The following is a 13,631-nucleotide window of genomic DNA, read 5'->3' as shown; positions in this document are numbered from 1 at the left end:
ATAATATCCTGTTAAGATAGTTTTCTTGACAGGATTTTTTAATTTTACAAGATCGAGTTTTAAATTTTAAAAGAACTTCAAGATGAATAGAGAAAACCAGTTACAAGCATTTGAGAGATTATTAAATATCATGGATGAACTTCGTGAACAATGCCCATGGGACAAAAAGCAGACCCTGCAGACATTGAGACATTTGACAATCGAAGAAACTTATGAACTCGGCGATGCTATACTGGACAATGATTTAAATGAAGTTAAAAAGGAATTGGGAGATTTGCTTCTGCACATTGTTTTTTACGCTAAAATCGGAAGTGAAACAAACGATTTTGATATTGCGGATGTCTGCAATGAAATCTGTGAAAAACTAATTCACCGTCATCCTCATATTTATGGAGATGTTAAAGTGGAGAATGAAGAAGAAGTCAAACAAAACTGGGAAAAATTAAAGCTTAAAGAAGGCAAAAAATCTGTTTTAGAAGGTGTTCCTAGAAGTCTTCCAGCTTTAGTTAAAGCAAGTAGAATTCAGGATAAAGTAAAAGGTGTAGGATTTGATTGGGAAGAACCGCATCAAGTCTGGGACAAAGTACAGGAGGAATTACAAGAATTACAAGACGAGGTAAAATCTGGAAACCAAGACAAAATTGAAGACGAATTTGGTGATGTACTGTTTTCAATGATCAATTATGCCCGTTTTTTAAATGTTAATCCAGAAGACGCTTTAGAAAGAACTAATAAAAAGTTCATCAAACGCTTTCAATACTTAGAAAGTAAAGCAAACGAATTAGGGAAACCTTTGATGGATATGACGCTTACCGAAATGGATGTTTTTTGGAACGAAGCTAAAAAACTTTAATTATCGGCCAATTTTTTTAAGGCGCGAACATTTTTAAGCATAATCTTTTTACCAACCAATTCGATCAATTCTGATTTATTAAAATCAGATAATAAACGAATACAGCTTTCTGTCGCAGTGCCAATAATTCCAGCAAGTTCTTCTCTTGTCAGTTGAACTTTTAGGGTTTTATCGGTGTCTTCGCCAAACGCTTCGTGTAAATGAAGTAAGGTTTCTGCTAGTCTTTGCTTCACTGTTTTTTGAACCAAAGCAATTTTTTCATTTTCAGATTCCTTTAAATCTTCGCACACAGACTGCATCATATTTAAAGAAAACTGATTATTGCTGTTAAAGAAATTAATGATTTCGGTTTTAGGAATAAAACAAACTTCCATGTCTGCAATAGCTTTAGCAGTTAAGTTTGCCGGCTCATTACTAATCATAGAACGCTGCCCAAGAAGTTCGCCAGATTTTACCAATTTTACAATTTGGTCTTTTCCGTTTGCACTCAATTTAGATAGTTTACCAACGCCGTCTTTCACGCAAAAAACACCATTGGTTACTTCACCTTCTTCAAAAATGGCTTCACCTTTTTTAATTTTATAAGTGGTTTTGCTGTTTGCTAGTTTTATAACTTCCTCTTTATTAAGAGCTTTTAAAGAGCTTAGCTGGCGTACAATGCATTGATCACATTTATTCATGACAATATTTGTTTGCTGCAAAATTAAGGATAATTAAAGTTTTTAGGCACTTTTATCAGGTAAAATTATTATAAATAAGGATTCGTAATGATTTGATAATTATAATTTTATTTCAGTAAAAGTGAATCCGAATATAACATGATAATTATCATCTTAATGACTGGTGTTTAATCGGAAATTTGTACCCTATAAAAACAAGTTTATGAGGGAGCAAAGTTGTTTTCATTGTGGTTTAACTATTGAACAAAATGAAGAAATTGATTTTGATGATAAGAAGTTTTGTTGCACAGGCTGTAAAACAGTTTACGAAATTTTCAGCAGTAATGACTTAACCTCTTATTATGATTTCGAAAAATCGCCTGGTGCTACTCCGCAGGACATTGCAGGCAAATATGATTTTTTAGAAAACGATGCTATACTTTCAAAGATTCTAGAATTTCAAGAAGGAAATACAGCTATTGTTTCTTTAAATATTCCTCATATTCACTGCAGTTCATGTATTTGGATTTTAGAAAATCTAAACCGCTTACAGCCTGGAATTAGTATTTCACAAGTTAATTTCCATGAAAAGAAAGTTAGAATTACCTTTAATTCTGATGTCGTTTCTTTAAAAGAAATCGTTAATCTTTTATGTTCAATTGGTTACGAACCTTATATAAGTTTAGAAAATTACGAAACAGCAAAAGCAAGAGTAGACAGAAGTTTAACTTATAAACTTGGCGTGGCCTTTTTTTGTTTCGGAAACATTATGCTGCTTTCGTTTCCCGAATATTTCGAAATGAAAGAATTCTGGCTCGATAGTTACAAACCTTTTTTCAGATTGCTGATTTTTCTTTTAGCTCTTCCAAGTTTTTTATATTCAGCAAGTGGTTATTATGTTTCTGCTTATCACAGCATTAAAACCAGAATGTTGAATATTGATATTCCTATTGCTTTAGGGATTATTGTAATGTTCATTCGCAGTTCATACGATATGTTAATGGATCACGGTCCAGGTTTTTTTGACAGTTTGGCAAGTTTAGTATTCTTTATGCTTCTTGGTAAAATGTTTCAAATTAAAACCTATAGTTTTTTAAGTTTCGAAAGGGATTTTAAATCTTATTTTCCAATTGCGGTTACCAGAATCAACAAAGATTCTTCTGAAGAAAATGTAGCAATCTATGATGTTTTAAAAGGGGATCGTTTATTGATTCGAAATCAAGAACTTATTCCGGTTGATGGAATCTTAATCAGCGAAAGTGCAGAAATTGATTATAGTTTTGTCACTGGGGAAGCTGTTCCGATAACTAAAAAGTCGGGAGATAAGGTATTTGCAGGCGGCAAACAAATTGGAAAAGTGATTGAAATGGAAGTACTGCATTCTGTTTCTCAAAGTTATTTGACGCAGTTGTGGAGTAATGAAATATTTCAGAAAAAAGTAGACCAAAAACACAAAACCATAACAGATGCAATAAGCCGGTATTTTACCCCAATCTTACTGCTGATTGCATTTGCTGGTTTTGGTTATTGGATATTTATAGATGCTAATACAGCTTTTAATGTTTTTACAGCGGTATTAATAGTGGCTTGCCCTTGCGCACTCGCTCTTACAGCTCCATTTACTTTTGGAAATATTTTGAGAATTTTAGGTAAAAAGAAATTCTATTTAAAAAATGCTGTGGTAATTGAACAGCTTGCTAAAGTTGATACAATTGTTTTTGATAAAACGGGAACAATTACAACCAATAAAAAATCGAATATATTATATGAAGGAAATGCTATTTCTGATTCAGATAATATATTGATTAAAAATGTGCTTCGCGGTTCAAACCATCCTTTAAGCCGTATGCTTTATGATTTTCTTCCAGAAACAAAACGGATACAAGTCGATAATTTTCAAGAAATTACAGGAAAAGGAATTTTAGCCGTTGCTGCTGATAAAGAAGTTAAAATAGGGTCAGGGCAATTTGTAGATGATATAGTTACAAATAGTTCAGAGATCGAAAAAACAGCTTTACATATTAAAATTGATGGAGTTTATTTTGGAAAATTTGTTTTTCAAAATCAATATCGAGAAGGATTAGAAGATCTTTTTTCAATGTTGAGCAGAGAATATGAAATTAAAGTACTTTCTGGCGATAATGATGGAGAAAGAGGAAATTTAGAAGCTATCCTTCCAAAAGATACCGAATTAATCTTCAATCAAAAACCAGAACAAAAGCTCGAATACATCAAAAAACTTCAAGAAAAAGGAAAGAATGTTATGATGGTAGGCGATGGACTAAACGATGCTGGAGCATTGGCACAAAGTAATGTTGGAATATCAATTTCAGAGAACGTAAATGTCTTTTCACCAGCATGTGATGCTATATTGGATGCTTCTGAATTTTCAAGGCTCAATTACTTTTTAAAACTCTCTCACAAAGCAATATTGGTAATCAAAATGAGTTTTGCTTTGTCATTGCTTTACAACGTTGTTGGGCTTGCATTTGCAGTTACAGGAAATCTGCTTCCAATAGTAGCAGCTATCATTATGCCTTTGAGTACAATTACTATAGTGAGCTTCGTGACTTTAATGTCTAACTATTTTAGCAACAGGGATTTAAAATGACTTTCATTGGTGAGATAGAATAGTCTATATTATTTTAGTATTCTTCTCTGATCATGATAATTATCATATTTTAAACGCCAATCACCTAGTAATTTTGTTAACATAAATTTACGGTATGAGTGTTATTTATCTATTAATTTCAGTGAGTATTTTCGTGGCAATTTGCTTTTTTATTGCCTTCATTGCAGCTGTCAAATCCGGCCAGTACGACGACGATTATACACCCTCAGTCAGAATTCTTTTTGACGATGAGACCAAAATTATTTCCCCAAATAATAATTCACCAATCGAAGAAAAACAAGTATAATTATGGAAATGGAACAGTTTTATTACGACAACAAAATTGTAAAAAAATTCATTTACGCCACAATCCTCTTTGGAGTTGTGGGTATGTTAGTGGGGCTTACCCTTGCGGTAATGTACCTTTTTCCCAACATGACAGATGGGATTTCGTGGCTGAGTTATGGCCGTTTAAGACCATTACACACCAATGCAGTAATTTTTGCCTTTGTAGGTAATGCCTTTTTTGCTGGTATGTACTACTCGCTGCAAAGATTGCTAAAAGCCAGAATGTTTAGTGATTTTTTAAGTAATCTTCATTTCTGGGGATGGCAGCTTATTATTGTTGCTGCAGCCATTACACTTCCATTAGGTTATACTTCTTCTAAAGAATATGCAGAATTAGAATGGCCAATTGATATTGCAATCGCGTTGATTTGGGTAGTAATGGGAATCAATATGATTGGAACCATGTTGCGTCGTAGAGAACGTCACTTATATGTTGCAATTTGGTTTTATTTAGCAACATTTGTAACGGTTGCAGTACTTCATATCTTTAATAATATTGAAATTCCAGTTTCTGGTCTAAAAAGTTATTCTGTTTATGCAGGAGTTCAAGATGCGCTTGTACAATGGTGGTACGGACATAATGCAGTAGCATTTTTCCTTACGACACCGTTCTTAGGATTAATGTATTATTTTATTCCTAAAGTAGCAAACAGACCTGTTTACTCCTATAGATTATCTATTATACACTTCTGGTCTTTAATCTTTATTTATATCTGGGCAGGACCACACCACTTATTATATTCTGCATTGCCAAACTGGGCACAGAATTTAGGAGTTGCATTTTCAGTAATGTTAATTGCACCATCTTGGGGAGGTATGATCAATGGACTTTTAACTTTAAGAGGAGCTTGGGACAAAGTTCGTGAAGAACCAGTTTTAAAATTCTTCGTTGTAGCAATTACAGGTTACGGAATGGCAACTTTTGAAGGTCCGATGCTTTCTTTGAAAAACGTAAATGCTATTGCGCATTATACAGACTGGATCGTTGCACACGTGCACGTTGGAGCTTTAGCTTGGAATGGTTTCATGTCATTTGGTATTATTTATTGGTTAATTCCTCGAATGACAAAATCGAATTTGTTCTCTAAAAAATTAGCAAACTTCCATTTCTGGATTGGTACTTTGGGTATTATCGTGTATACAATTCCTTTATATGTAGCTGGTTTTCAACAAGCTTCTATGTGGAAACAATTTAATCCAGACGGTACTTTAACTTACGGAAACTTCCTTGAAACGGTAACTGCTATTATGCCAATGTATTGGATGAGAGCTATTGGTGGTACTTTGTACTTAATAGGAATGTTGACATTGGTTTACAATATCATAATGACAGTTAGAGCTGGAAATCCGGTAGAAGATGAATTGGCTCAAGCACCTGCTTTACAAAGAATCAGCAGTGGAAGAGTTAGAGGTGAGAAATTCCACTCTTGGTTAGAGAGAAAACCAATTCAATTAACAATTTTAGCTACAATCGCTATTTTAATTGGAGGTATTATTCAAATTGTACCAACTATCATGGTAAAATCAAATATTCCAACAATTTCGAGTGTAAAACCCTATACACCGCTGGAACTAGAAGGACGCGATTTATACATCAGAGAAGGTTGTGTGGGATGTCACTCGCAGTCAGTTCGTCCTTTCAGAAGTGAAGTTGAGCGTTATGGAGTACAGTCTAAAGCGGGAGAATTTGTATATGATCATCCATTCTTATGGGGATCAAAACGTACAGGTCCAGATTTATTAAGAGTAGGAGGTAAGTACAATGATAACTGGCACTTTAACCACTTCTGGAATCCGCAAAGTATCTCTGCAGGATCAATTATGCCAGGATATAAATGGTTATTTGATAATAAAGCAATGGATATCTCATTAACACAGAAAAAAATGCAGGCTATGATTTCGCTTGGAGTTCCTTATAGTGAAGCAGACGTAGCTAACGCACAAAAAACTTTAAGAGAGCAGGCTGTAAAAATTGAGAAAAGCTTAGAAAACGATCCTGACTTTGTAAAAAGTTATGAAGACAGCAAGAAAAAAGCTGCTGCAAAAGGAGAAAAGTTCATTCCTATGAACGAAAGAGAAATCGTTGCTTTGATTGCTTATATTCAAAGACTTGGTACTGATATTAAAGTAAAAGAAACTAAATAACAGCATTATGTTCGAACAAATAAAACACAATATGGAAACAATATCGGGTATAGAAATTTACCCGATTCTTTCCCTCTTGATTTTCTTCTTCTTTTTCGTAGGATTAGGCTTTTGGGTGTTCTCTTATAGAAAAGACAAAATTCAGGAAATGAGTAGTATACCTTTAGATGAAGGACTTGTTGTAATTACAAAAGATAGATAAAAATGAAAAAGTTTTTCCCAGTATATGTTAGAGTACCGTTGATTTTCTTCATCGTATTTGCTTTGATGGAATATTTTATAGACTCAGGCGATAGACCTGCTTTTATAAAATATCCGATGGTATCACTCTTTTTGTTTGTATTCTTATTTATTTTAATTGCAATTGAAATAACATTAAGTGCTGTTAACCGAGTGATGTATCAATTATTATCACCAGAAGAAAAAGCAAAATTAGATCATGAAGAAAGTTTAAGTTTAAAAGAAAGCACTTGGTTTAAAAACCTAATGCAAAAATTGACCAAAACCTCACCAATTGAAAAAGAAGGCGAGCTGCTGATGGATCATGATTATGATGGAATCAAGGAACTTGATAATAATTTACCGCCATGGTGGGTATATTTATTCTACATCTGTATCATTTTTGGAGTAATCTATGTCGTTCGTTACGAAGTTCTCGGAGCCGACAATCAAGAAATGGAGTTGAAAAAAGAAATGGCTCAGGCAAAAATTGATGTTGAAGAATATTTAAAAACAGCACCAGATTTAATGGATGAAAAAACAGTTGTTTTACTTACTGATGAGCCAAGTTTAGCTGCTGGAAAAGAAATCTTTACAACCAATTGTGCAGCGTGCCACAGAGCAGATGCAGGAGGACAGATTGGTCCAAACTTAACAGATAATCACTGGATTTTAGGAGGCGGAATTAAAAACTTATTCCACACAATTACAAATGGAGGCCGAGACGGAAAAGGAATGATTGCATGGAAAGGAACTCTGAAACCAAAAGAAATTCAAAAAGTAGCTAGTTATATCTTGTCTCTTCAAGGAAGTAATCCTAAAGATCCAAAAGCTCCCGATGGAGAAATTTGGGTTGATGATAGTGCTCCAGCTAAAGATGCTCCAGCAAGTGCATCAATAGAAACTGCAGCAATTAAAAAATAAAAAATAATACCATGTCAAATTTACCAGACGAAGCTTTTAGAGATACCATTGGAACTATAGATGAAGTTGGTAAACGGAAATTTATTTTCCCAAAGAAACCGTCTGGTAAATTTTACAATTACAGAAAAATTGTCAGCTATATTTTATTGTCAGTTTTAGTCATAAATCCGTTTATTAAGGTAAATGGGAATCAGTTTATGATGTTCAATATAATGGAACGTCGTTTTAATATTTTTGGATTCCCTTTTTGGCCTCAGGATTTTTACCTCTTCGTAATATCAATGCTTGTCGGCGTTGTATTTGTAATTTTATTTACAGTTGTTTTCGGCCGGATATTTTGTGGCTGGATTTGCCCGCAGACCATTTTTCTTGAAATGGTTTTCCGTCGTATCGAATATTGGATAGATGGAGACCGCGGTTCGCAGTCACGTTTAGCAAGACAGGAATGGAATGCGGAAAAAATTAGAAAAAGATTAACCAAGTGGACAATTTTCTTTCTGATTTCTTTTGGTATCGCGAATGTTTTCCTAGCGTATTTGGTTGGAAGTGACGCTCTTTTTTTGATGATTGAGCAAGGTCCAATTCAGCAGGCGAGTAATTTTATTGCACTTCTTATTTTTACTGGAGTTTTCTATTTTGTTTTTGTCTGGTTTCGCGAACAAGTATGCATTATTGCTTGTCCTTACGGAAGACTGCAAGGTGTTCTTTTAGATAATAAATCAATCAATGTGGCGTATGATTTCGTTAGAGGTGAAAAAGAAGAAGGCAGAGCGAAATTTAATAAAAAAGAAGATAGGGTTTTAAATGGAAAAGGAGACTGTATCGACTGTTTTCAATGTGTTCACGTCTGTCCAATGGGAATAGACATTAGAAATGGAACGCAGTTAGAATGTACAAATTGTACAGCTTGTATTGATGAATGCGACCATATAATGGATTCAGTAGGTTTGCCAAAAGGCCTTATTCGTTATGCTTCTGAAGATGAAATTGCTAAAAAAGAACCTTTCAAATTCACTGCAAGAATGAAAGGTTATACAGCAGTCCTATTTATTTTGTTGAGCATTTTTGTTGGGATGTTGTTTTTAAGAACTAATGTTCAGGCAGTTGTTTTACGTTTGCCAGGACAGCTTTTCCAGCATAAAGGAGATAAAATCAGTAATGTTTACACGTATAAAATTGTAAACAAAACAATGAAAGATTACAACGATATTCATTTCGAATTAATCGATCAAAAAGGAGAAATTAAAAATGTTGGAAAACAGCATTTTAAAGTTGCTAAAGAAGGAATTTCTCAAGGAACAATATTCATCGAAATAAATGAAGTTTTATTGGAAAGCGATAAAACAAAAGTAAAAATAGGAGTTTATAATGGTTCTGAACTCATAGAAACAACAACTACAAATTTCTTAGGACCACGCAGTTTTAATTAAAAAAATTAAATAGTATGAAAATTAATTGGGGTACCGGAATTGTCATTGCATTTGGATTGTTTATGACGTTTATTTTATATTTTGTTTTTGAAGTACAATCAAATTCTAAATACGATAATGATTTGGTTGTCGAGGAATATTACAAACATGATACTCATTTTCAGGAGGAAATGGCCCGAATTCAAAATGCGCATGATTTGCAGCATAAGCCATCAATCAAATATACAGATAATGGTGTAGCAGTAACTTTTCCTACTGGATTTGAAAGTAATAAAGTAAAAGGCAATATTCTGCTATACAGACCTTCAAACAAAAAATTTGATTTTAATACTCAGATTGCCTTAACCAATTCAGAATTGATTATTCCGCAGAAAAAATTAATAAAAGGCCGCTGGGATGTCAATATGGAATGGCAGTACGAAGGCAAAAAATATTTAAGCAAAGAAGTTATCTACGTAAATTAATAATGCTCCGCTATGAACATTTAATTGGTAGAAAAGATATATCATATAAAAAAGTATCCAATCGGGATACATGAAAATTAATAATTGCGCCATAAAATTCAATAAAGATGTTATTCTCAGCTTTCTTTTTAGGTCTCATCAGTAGTCTGCATTGCGTTGGAATGTGCGGACCCATTGCTATGATGCTTCCTGTAGACAGACAAAATGAAGCAAAAAAAGTGACTCAGATTATGACCTATCATTTAGGTCGTTTAACAGCTTATGCCACGATCGGACTGATTTTTGGATTATTAGGAAGAGGTTTTTTCCTAGCTGGATTACAGCAAAAAATGTCAATAATTATAGGTGTAATTATGATTATCGTTGTTTTAATTCCAGAGAAAAAATTTGCCGAGTATAATTTTTCTAAACCAGTCTATAAAATTATCTCTAAAATTAAAACCAACTTAGGGAGTCAATTTAAAAACAAAAGTTACAAATCTCTTTTTACAATTGGACTATTAAATGGTTTCTTGCCATGCGGAATGGTTTATGTTGCCTTATTTGGAGCAATTGCGATGCAAAGCGCTTCTTATGGAGTTTTTTACATGTTGTTATTCGGCATAGGAACTATACCGCTAATGACGATCGTAGTATTTGTAAATACGTTGTTGAAATTACCATTTAGAAATAAAATTCAAAAAGCAATTCCGTATGTTGCGGTGATAATTGGAGTTTTATTTATCCTTAGAGGATTAGGATTGGGAATTCCGTATATTTCTCCTTCTAATATGAATTTATTTGTACAGCAGACTCCAAACTGTCATTAGGATAATCAAAGATGGATGCAATTTTAGGCACATAAAAATTTCGATGTCACTTTAGTTATGTGCTGGAAATGTATTTCGCTTTATCTTCTTTATTAGCACTAAAAACTATGTTCCTTTGTGTTTAATATTTTTGTAACTACACAGTCATTGAAAACAAATTAGTTTCTGGTGATTTTCTTTTTAAATGTAAATCAAAAGCCATACAAATATTACGCACAAAAGGTCTTCCTTCTTCCGTAATCTTGATTTTATTATCTTCAATAACAATCAAACCGTCATTTTCTATTTCTTTCAAAGCAGTTAAAACTTCTGGAAGTTCTGCAAAATTTAAAAAATCTTTTGTCCAGGAAGTCTCTAATTCACAAGTTAAATTTAGAATGTGTTTTCTAATGATTAGATCCTCATCATTTAAAATATGACCTTTTACAACAGGCAATTTATCCCATTCTAATAATTGATAATAATCTTCTAGATTTTTAGTGTTCTGTGCAAAACTATACCAGCTGTCGCTAATAGAAGAAACTCCCAAACCAATCATAACCTGAGTTTTAGAAGCACCATAGCCCATAAAATTACGATGAAGATTACCATTGTGTGCCGCTTTGTACAAATTGTCACTTTCTAATGCAAAATGATCCATTCCAATTTCGTGATAACCATTTATAGTTAAAAGCTGTTTGCCAATTTCATACAGTTTTCTTTTTTCGGCATCTCTTGGGAGATTTTCATCATTAAAACCGCGTTGTCCATTTCCTTTTATCCAAGGCACATGAGCATAGCTGTAAAAAGCTAAGCGATCTGGTTTTAGAGAATTTGTTTTTTCAACTGTATCAATTACATCTTCAACAGTTTGAAAAGGAAGACCAAATATTATATCATGACCAATTGAGGTGTAACCAATTTCTTTTGCCCAAAATGTTACTTTGGCAACATTATGAAAAGGCTGAATTCTATTTATAGCCTTTTGCACTTTAGCAGAATAATCCTGAACCCCAAAACTTACTCGGCGAAAGCCTAAATCATATAATTTTTTAAGCTGTTCATAAGTGGTATTGTTGGGATGTCCTTCAAAACTAAATTCATGATTTTCTGCTTTTACAGCATAACTGAAAATTCCGTTTATAAGATGCTCTAGATTTTCTTTTGAAAAAAAGGTGGGTGTTCCGCCGCCTAAGTGTATTTCTTTAACTACGGGTCTCTCTGGTAATACTTTACAATATAAACTCCATTCTTTTAAAAGTGCTTTTATATACGTTTCTTCAACAGAATGATTTTTTGTAATACGCTTGTTGCATCCGCAGAAAGTGCACATGCTTTCGCAAAAAGGTAAGTGAATGTATAAACTAATTCCGTTCTTTGAATTACTTTCCGAAAAGGATTTTTGTAAAGAAGTGATCCATTTTTCTGTTGTAAACGCAGCTTCATTCCAATACGGAACTGTCGGATAGCTGGTATATCTTGGACCTGGGACATTGTACTTTTGAGTCAAAGAGATTTTCATAATGACGGATTTAGTTTACATCAAAATTAAAACATCACTGATAGACATAAAATGACAAATATCATGTAACAAACAAAAAAAAGAGACTCAAAATTTGAGCCTCTTTACTGAATTAAATAACTAACGTGAAATAGAATCTTGGATGATTTTATGCCATTTTTTTGCAAACTGATGATCTTGATAAACGCTTATCTGTTTGATGCGGTCATCATCAAAATCATAGAATGGAATTATTATTTTTTTGGATGTTTCTTTATCTTGAAATTCAAAATCAATTTTAATAATGGTGTCTGAATTTCCATCTGTTGTTGGAACCAGCTTGCAGGAAGCAATTGTGTTTAAATCGACAAAAGTTGATTCTTGCTGATTCGGATTGAAATTCATTAGAATGAATTTGTTGTTTTTTTGATCCAGCGTTAATGTTTTATTGTTGATCGATTCTGTCAAATCAAAACTTTCCGGATTTGATGGATTAAAACGCTTTTTAATATTCAAAATTCTTGATTTACTCGCAGCACTTGTGCGGGCAGAAAAATATACTGGAATTGCGACAATAATTAAAATCACAATACCCATTATTGTTGTAGTAGTTTCCATAATGTTTTAATGAAATAAATAAATGATGTACAAAACAGTTTTCAAATAGAAAACGGTCTAGTTGTAATTGAAGAATAAATCTTCAGGTGAAATCAAGTATTTATTTACCAGAAAAAATGGAAAGCATAGAGTATAACTAAGACTTTTTTACTTTGAGTTGTAAAAATTTTAGTATATACGGTAGTATTTGTAACAGTTTGATGCTGTGGGATAAGCGGTAATAGAGACTCAAAACATTTTAGAATTCCAGAAGGATTTGTTTTGATGTTTGCTGCAAACTGATAACTTCCCTGAGGCTGAATAAATGCAGAAGAATCTGTGATGTCTTTGCAGAAATTTGAATCTGTTTTTTGCGTTTCAATTATATGCACAGAAGCTGTGTCCGCCTGATAAGCAAACAAACCTGCAATCAAAAGTGCAATACAAATAACGGTTTTACGAATCCAATTCATGTCGGCGAATTTAAGTCATAAAACACAATTAAAGAAATTTTATAGAATTAATTAACACTCAAAACTAATCCTCAACCTTTTTCTGTAAAAAGCTGAGGATTTAAGTTATTGCTGCATTTTAAAATAATAATCTGCAGAATGTTTGCCGCTTCCGTAAAATAAGAAGAAGATGCAGATTAATAAAACGACAACAGCTAAAATTAAACTTTCAGAGTGCATTTGTCCCATGAAATTGATGAGAACTGCACCAAATAATATTGGTAATTGAGCTGCAATTGCCCAACGCGTTAGTAATCCAAAAATAATCATGATACCGCCAATCATATGTGCAGGAGCAATGTAATGCAGCATAAACATACCTCCGCCAAATTTATCTATCGGGGAAATTAAATCATGCAGGTATTGAATATTGGTGACAAATGATACACCTTTCATAAATAAAAATCCACCCAAAACAATACGTACTAAATCAACTGGTAAATAAGTGTGCGAATTCGCCCATTTATTTAAACTTTTTACATTTTCCATGATGCTGTGTGATTAAAAATTATATACTAAGTTACTAAATTTTAGTATGATATTTATTTTTAACAGCTTGAAATTGAGTTTTTTACTATTT

14 protein-coding genes are annotated in these 13,631 nt (G+C 33.1%); 9 read left to right on the top strand and 5 right to left on the bottom strand.

Going from position 1 to position 13,631, the window contains the following annotated elements; genetic code table 11:
* The first annotated feature begins 82 nt into the window (after nt 1–82).
* Complete coding sequence (mazG, locus tag ASE40_RS18680) at nt 83–853, top strand: nucleoside triphosphate pyrophosphohydrolase (RefSeq protein ID WP_057118636.1); 771 nt, start codon at nt 83–85, stop codon at nt 851–853.
* Here the strand turns inward: mazG and ASE40_RS18675 are convergent.
* On the bottom strand, nt 850–1,533 hold the full coding sequence (locus ASE40_RS18675) for a Crp/Fnr family transcriptional regulator (RefSeq protein WP_057118635.1): 684 nt from the start codon (nt 1,531–1,533) through the stop codon (nt 850–852). The genes mazG and ASE40_RS18675 overlap by 4 nt on opposite strands.
* Before the next feature lie 202 nt (nt 1,534–1,735).
* Between ASE40_RS18675 and ASE40_RS18670 the strand changes: the two genes are divergently transcribed.
* From ASE40_RS18670 to ASE40_RS18635, 8 genes are all read left to right on the top strand, one after another.
* Complete coding sequence (locus ASE40_RS18670; protein ID WP_057118634.1) at nt 1,736–4,123, top strand: heavy metal translocating P-type ATPase; 2,388 nt, start codon at nt 1,736–1,738, stop codon at nt 4,121–4,123.
* 115 nt (nt 4,124–4,238) lie between these two features.
* Nucleotides 4,239–4,430: a cbb3-type cytochrome oxidase assembly protein CcoS gene (gene ccoS / locus ASE40_RS18665; protein ID WP_057118633.1), complete on the top strand. Its 192-nt coding sequence runs from the start codon at nt 4,239–4,241 to the stop codon at nt 4,428–4,430.
* Between the two features lie 2 nt (nt 4,431–4,432).
* The gene (gene ccoN, locus ASE40_RS18660; protein WP_057118632.1) at nt 4,433–6,616 is read left to right on the top strand and encodes a cytochrome-c oxidase, cbb3-type subunit I; all 2,184 of its coding nucleotides are present in this window, start codon (nt 4,433–4,435) and stop codon (nt 6,614–6,616) included.
* A gap of 7 nt (nt 6,617–6,623) precedes the next feature.
* Nucleotides 6,624–6,818: a cytochrome c oxidase subunit IV gene (locus ASE40_RS18655; RefSeq protein ID WP_057118631.1), complete on the top strand. Its 195-nt coding sequence runs from the start codon at nt 6,624–6,626 to the stop codon at nt 6,816–6,818.
* A gap of 2 nt (nt 6,819–6,820) precedes the next feature.
* Nucleotides 6,821–7,759 carry a cbb3-type cytochrome c oxidase N-terminal domain-containing protein gene (locus ASE40_RS18650; protein WP_057118630.1) on the top strand — a complete coding sequence of 313 codons (939 nt, stop codon included), beginning with the start codon at nt 6,821–6,823 and terminating at the stop codon, nt 7,757–7,759.
* A gap of 11 nt (nt 7,760–7,770) precedes the next feature.
* Nucleotides 7,771–9,189: a cytochrome c oxidase accessory protein CcoG gene (gene ccoG / locus ASE40_RS18645; RefSeq protein ID WP_057118629.1), complete on the top strand. Its 1,419-nt coding sequence runs from the start codon at nt 7,771–7,773 to the stop codon at nt 9,187–9,189.
* A gap of 14 nt (nt 9,190–9,203) precedes the next feature.
* Nucleotides 9,204–9,653 carry a FixH family protein gene (locus tag ASE40_RS18640; RefSeq protein ID WP_057118628.1) on the top strand — a complete coding sequence of 150 codons (450 nt, stop codon included), beginning with the start codon at nt 9,204–9,206 and terminating at the stop codon, nt 9,651–9,653.
* A gap of 107 nt (nt 9,654–9,760) precedes the next feature.
* Nucleotides 9,761–10,462, top strand: coding sequence for a sulfite exporter TauE/SafE family protein (locus ASE40_RS18635; protein WP_057118627.1), 702 nt, complete (start codon nt 9,761–9,763; stop codon nt 10,460–10,462).
* 136 nt (nt 10,463–10,598) lie between these two features.
* Here the strand turns inward: ASE40_RS18635 and hemN are convergent, their stop codons facing one another.
* From hemN to ASE40_RS18615, 4 genes are all read right to left on the bottom strand, one after another.
* On the bottom strand, nt 10,599–11,963 hold the full coding sequence (gene hemN, locus ASE40_RS18630; protein ID WP_057118626.1) for an oxygen-independent coproporphyrinogen III oxidase: 1,365 nt from the start codon (nt 11,961–11,963) through the stop codon (nt 10,599–10,601).
* 120 nt (nt 11,964–12,083) lie between these two features.
* Complete coding sequence (locus ASE40_RS18625; RefSeq protein ID WP_057118625.1) at nt 12,084–12,560, bottom strand: hypothetical protein; 477 nt, start codon at nt 12,558–12,560, stop codon at nt 12,084–12,086.
* A gap of 104 nt (nt 12,561–12,664) precedes the next feature.
* Complete coding sequence (locus tag ASE40_RS18620; RefSeq protein ID WP_057118624.1) at nt 12,665–13,012, bottom strand: hypothetical protein; 348 nt, start codon at nt 13,010–13,012, stop codon at nt 12,665–12,667.
* 105 nt (nt 13,013–13,117) lie between these two features.
* A complete protein-coding gene (locus ASE40_RS18615; RefSeq protein ID WP_057118623.1) occupies nt 13,118–13,540 on the bottom strand; it encodes a DoxX family protein in 423 nt (140 codons plus the stop codon).
* Nucleotides 13,541–13,631: the final 91 nt, after the last annotated feature.

The organism is Flavobacterium sp. Root935 (genome assembly GCF_001429295.1).
Taxonomy (GTDB): Bacteria; Bacteroidota; Bacteroidia; order Flavobacteriales; family Flavobacteriaceae; genus Flavobacterium.
The sequence above is the reverse complement of the archived record's forward strand: the minus strand, read 5'-3'. Positions and strand labels throughout refer to the sequence as shown.

Coding starts and splice junctions, on each gene's coding strand:
- ccoS (WP_057118633.1), top strand. CDS start 4,239: ATGAGTGTTATTTATCTATTAATTTCAGTGAGTATTTTCGTGGCAATT.
- ASE40_RS18655 (WP_057118631.1), top strand. CDS start 6,624: ATGTTCGAACAAATAAAACACAATATGGAAACAATATCGGGTATAGAA.
- ASE40_RS18640 (WP_057118628.1), top strand. CDS start 9,204: ATGAAAATTAATTGGGGTACCGGAATTGTCATTGCATTTGGATTGTTT.
- ASE40_RS18670 (WP_057118634.1), top strand. CDS start 1,736: ATGAGGGAGCAAAGTTGTTTTCATTGTGGTTTAACTATTGAACAAAAT.
- ASE40_RS18620 (WP_057118624.1), bottom strand. CDS start 13,012: ATGAATTGGATTCGTAAAACCGTTATTTGTATTGCACTTTTGATTGCA.
- ASE40_RS18625 (WP_057118625.1), bottom strand. CDS start 12,560: ATGGAAACTACTACAACAATAATGGGTATTGTGATTTTAATTATTGTC.
- ccoG (WP_057118629.1), top strand. CDS start 7,771: ATGTCAAATTTACCAGACGAAGCTTTTAGAGATACCATTGGAACTATA.
- hemN (WP_057118626.1), bottom strand. CDS start 11,963: ATGAAAATCTCTTTGACTCAAAAGTACAATGTCCCAGGTCCAAGATAT.
- mazG (WP_057118636.1), top strand. CDS start 83: ATGAATAGAGAAAACCAGTTACAAGCATTTGAGAGATTATTAAATATC.
- ASE40_RS18650 (WP_057118630.1), top strand. CDS start 6,821: ATGAAAAAGTTTTTCCCAGTATATGTTAGAGTACCGTTGATTTTCTTC.
- ASE40_RS18635 (WP_057118627.1), top strand. CDS start 9,761: ATGTTATTCTCAGCTTTCTTTTTAGGTCTCATCAGTAGTCTGCATTGC.
- ccoN (WP_057118632.1), top strand. CDS start 4,433: ATGGAAATGGAACAGTTTTATTACGACAACAAAATTGTAAAAAAATTC.
- ASE40_RS18615 (WP_057118623.1), bottom strand. CDS start 13,540: ATGGAAAATGTAAAAAGTTTAAATAAATGGGCGAATTCGCACACTTAT.
- ASE40_RS18675 (WP_057118635.1), bottom strand. CDS start 1,533: ATGAATAAATGTGATCAATGCATTGTACGCCAGCTAAGCTCTTTAAAA.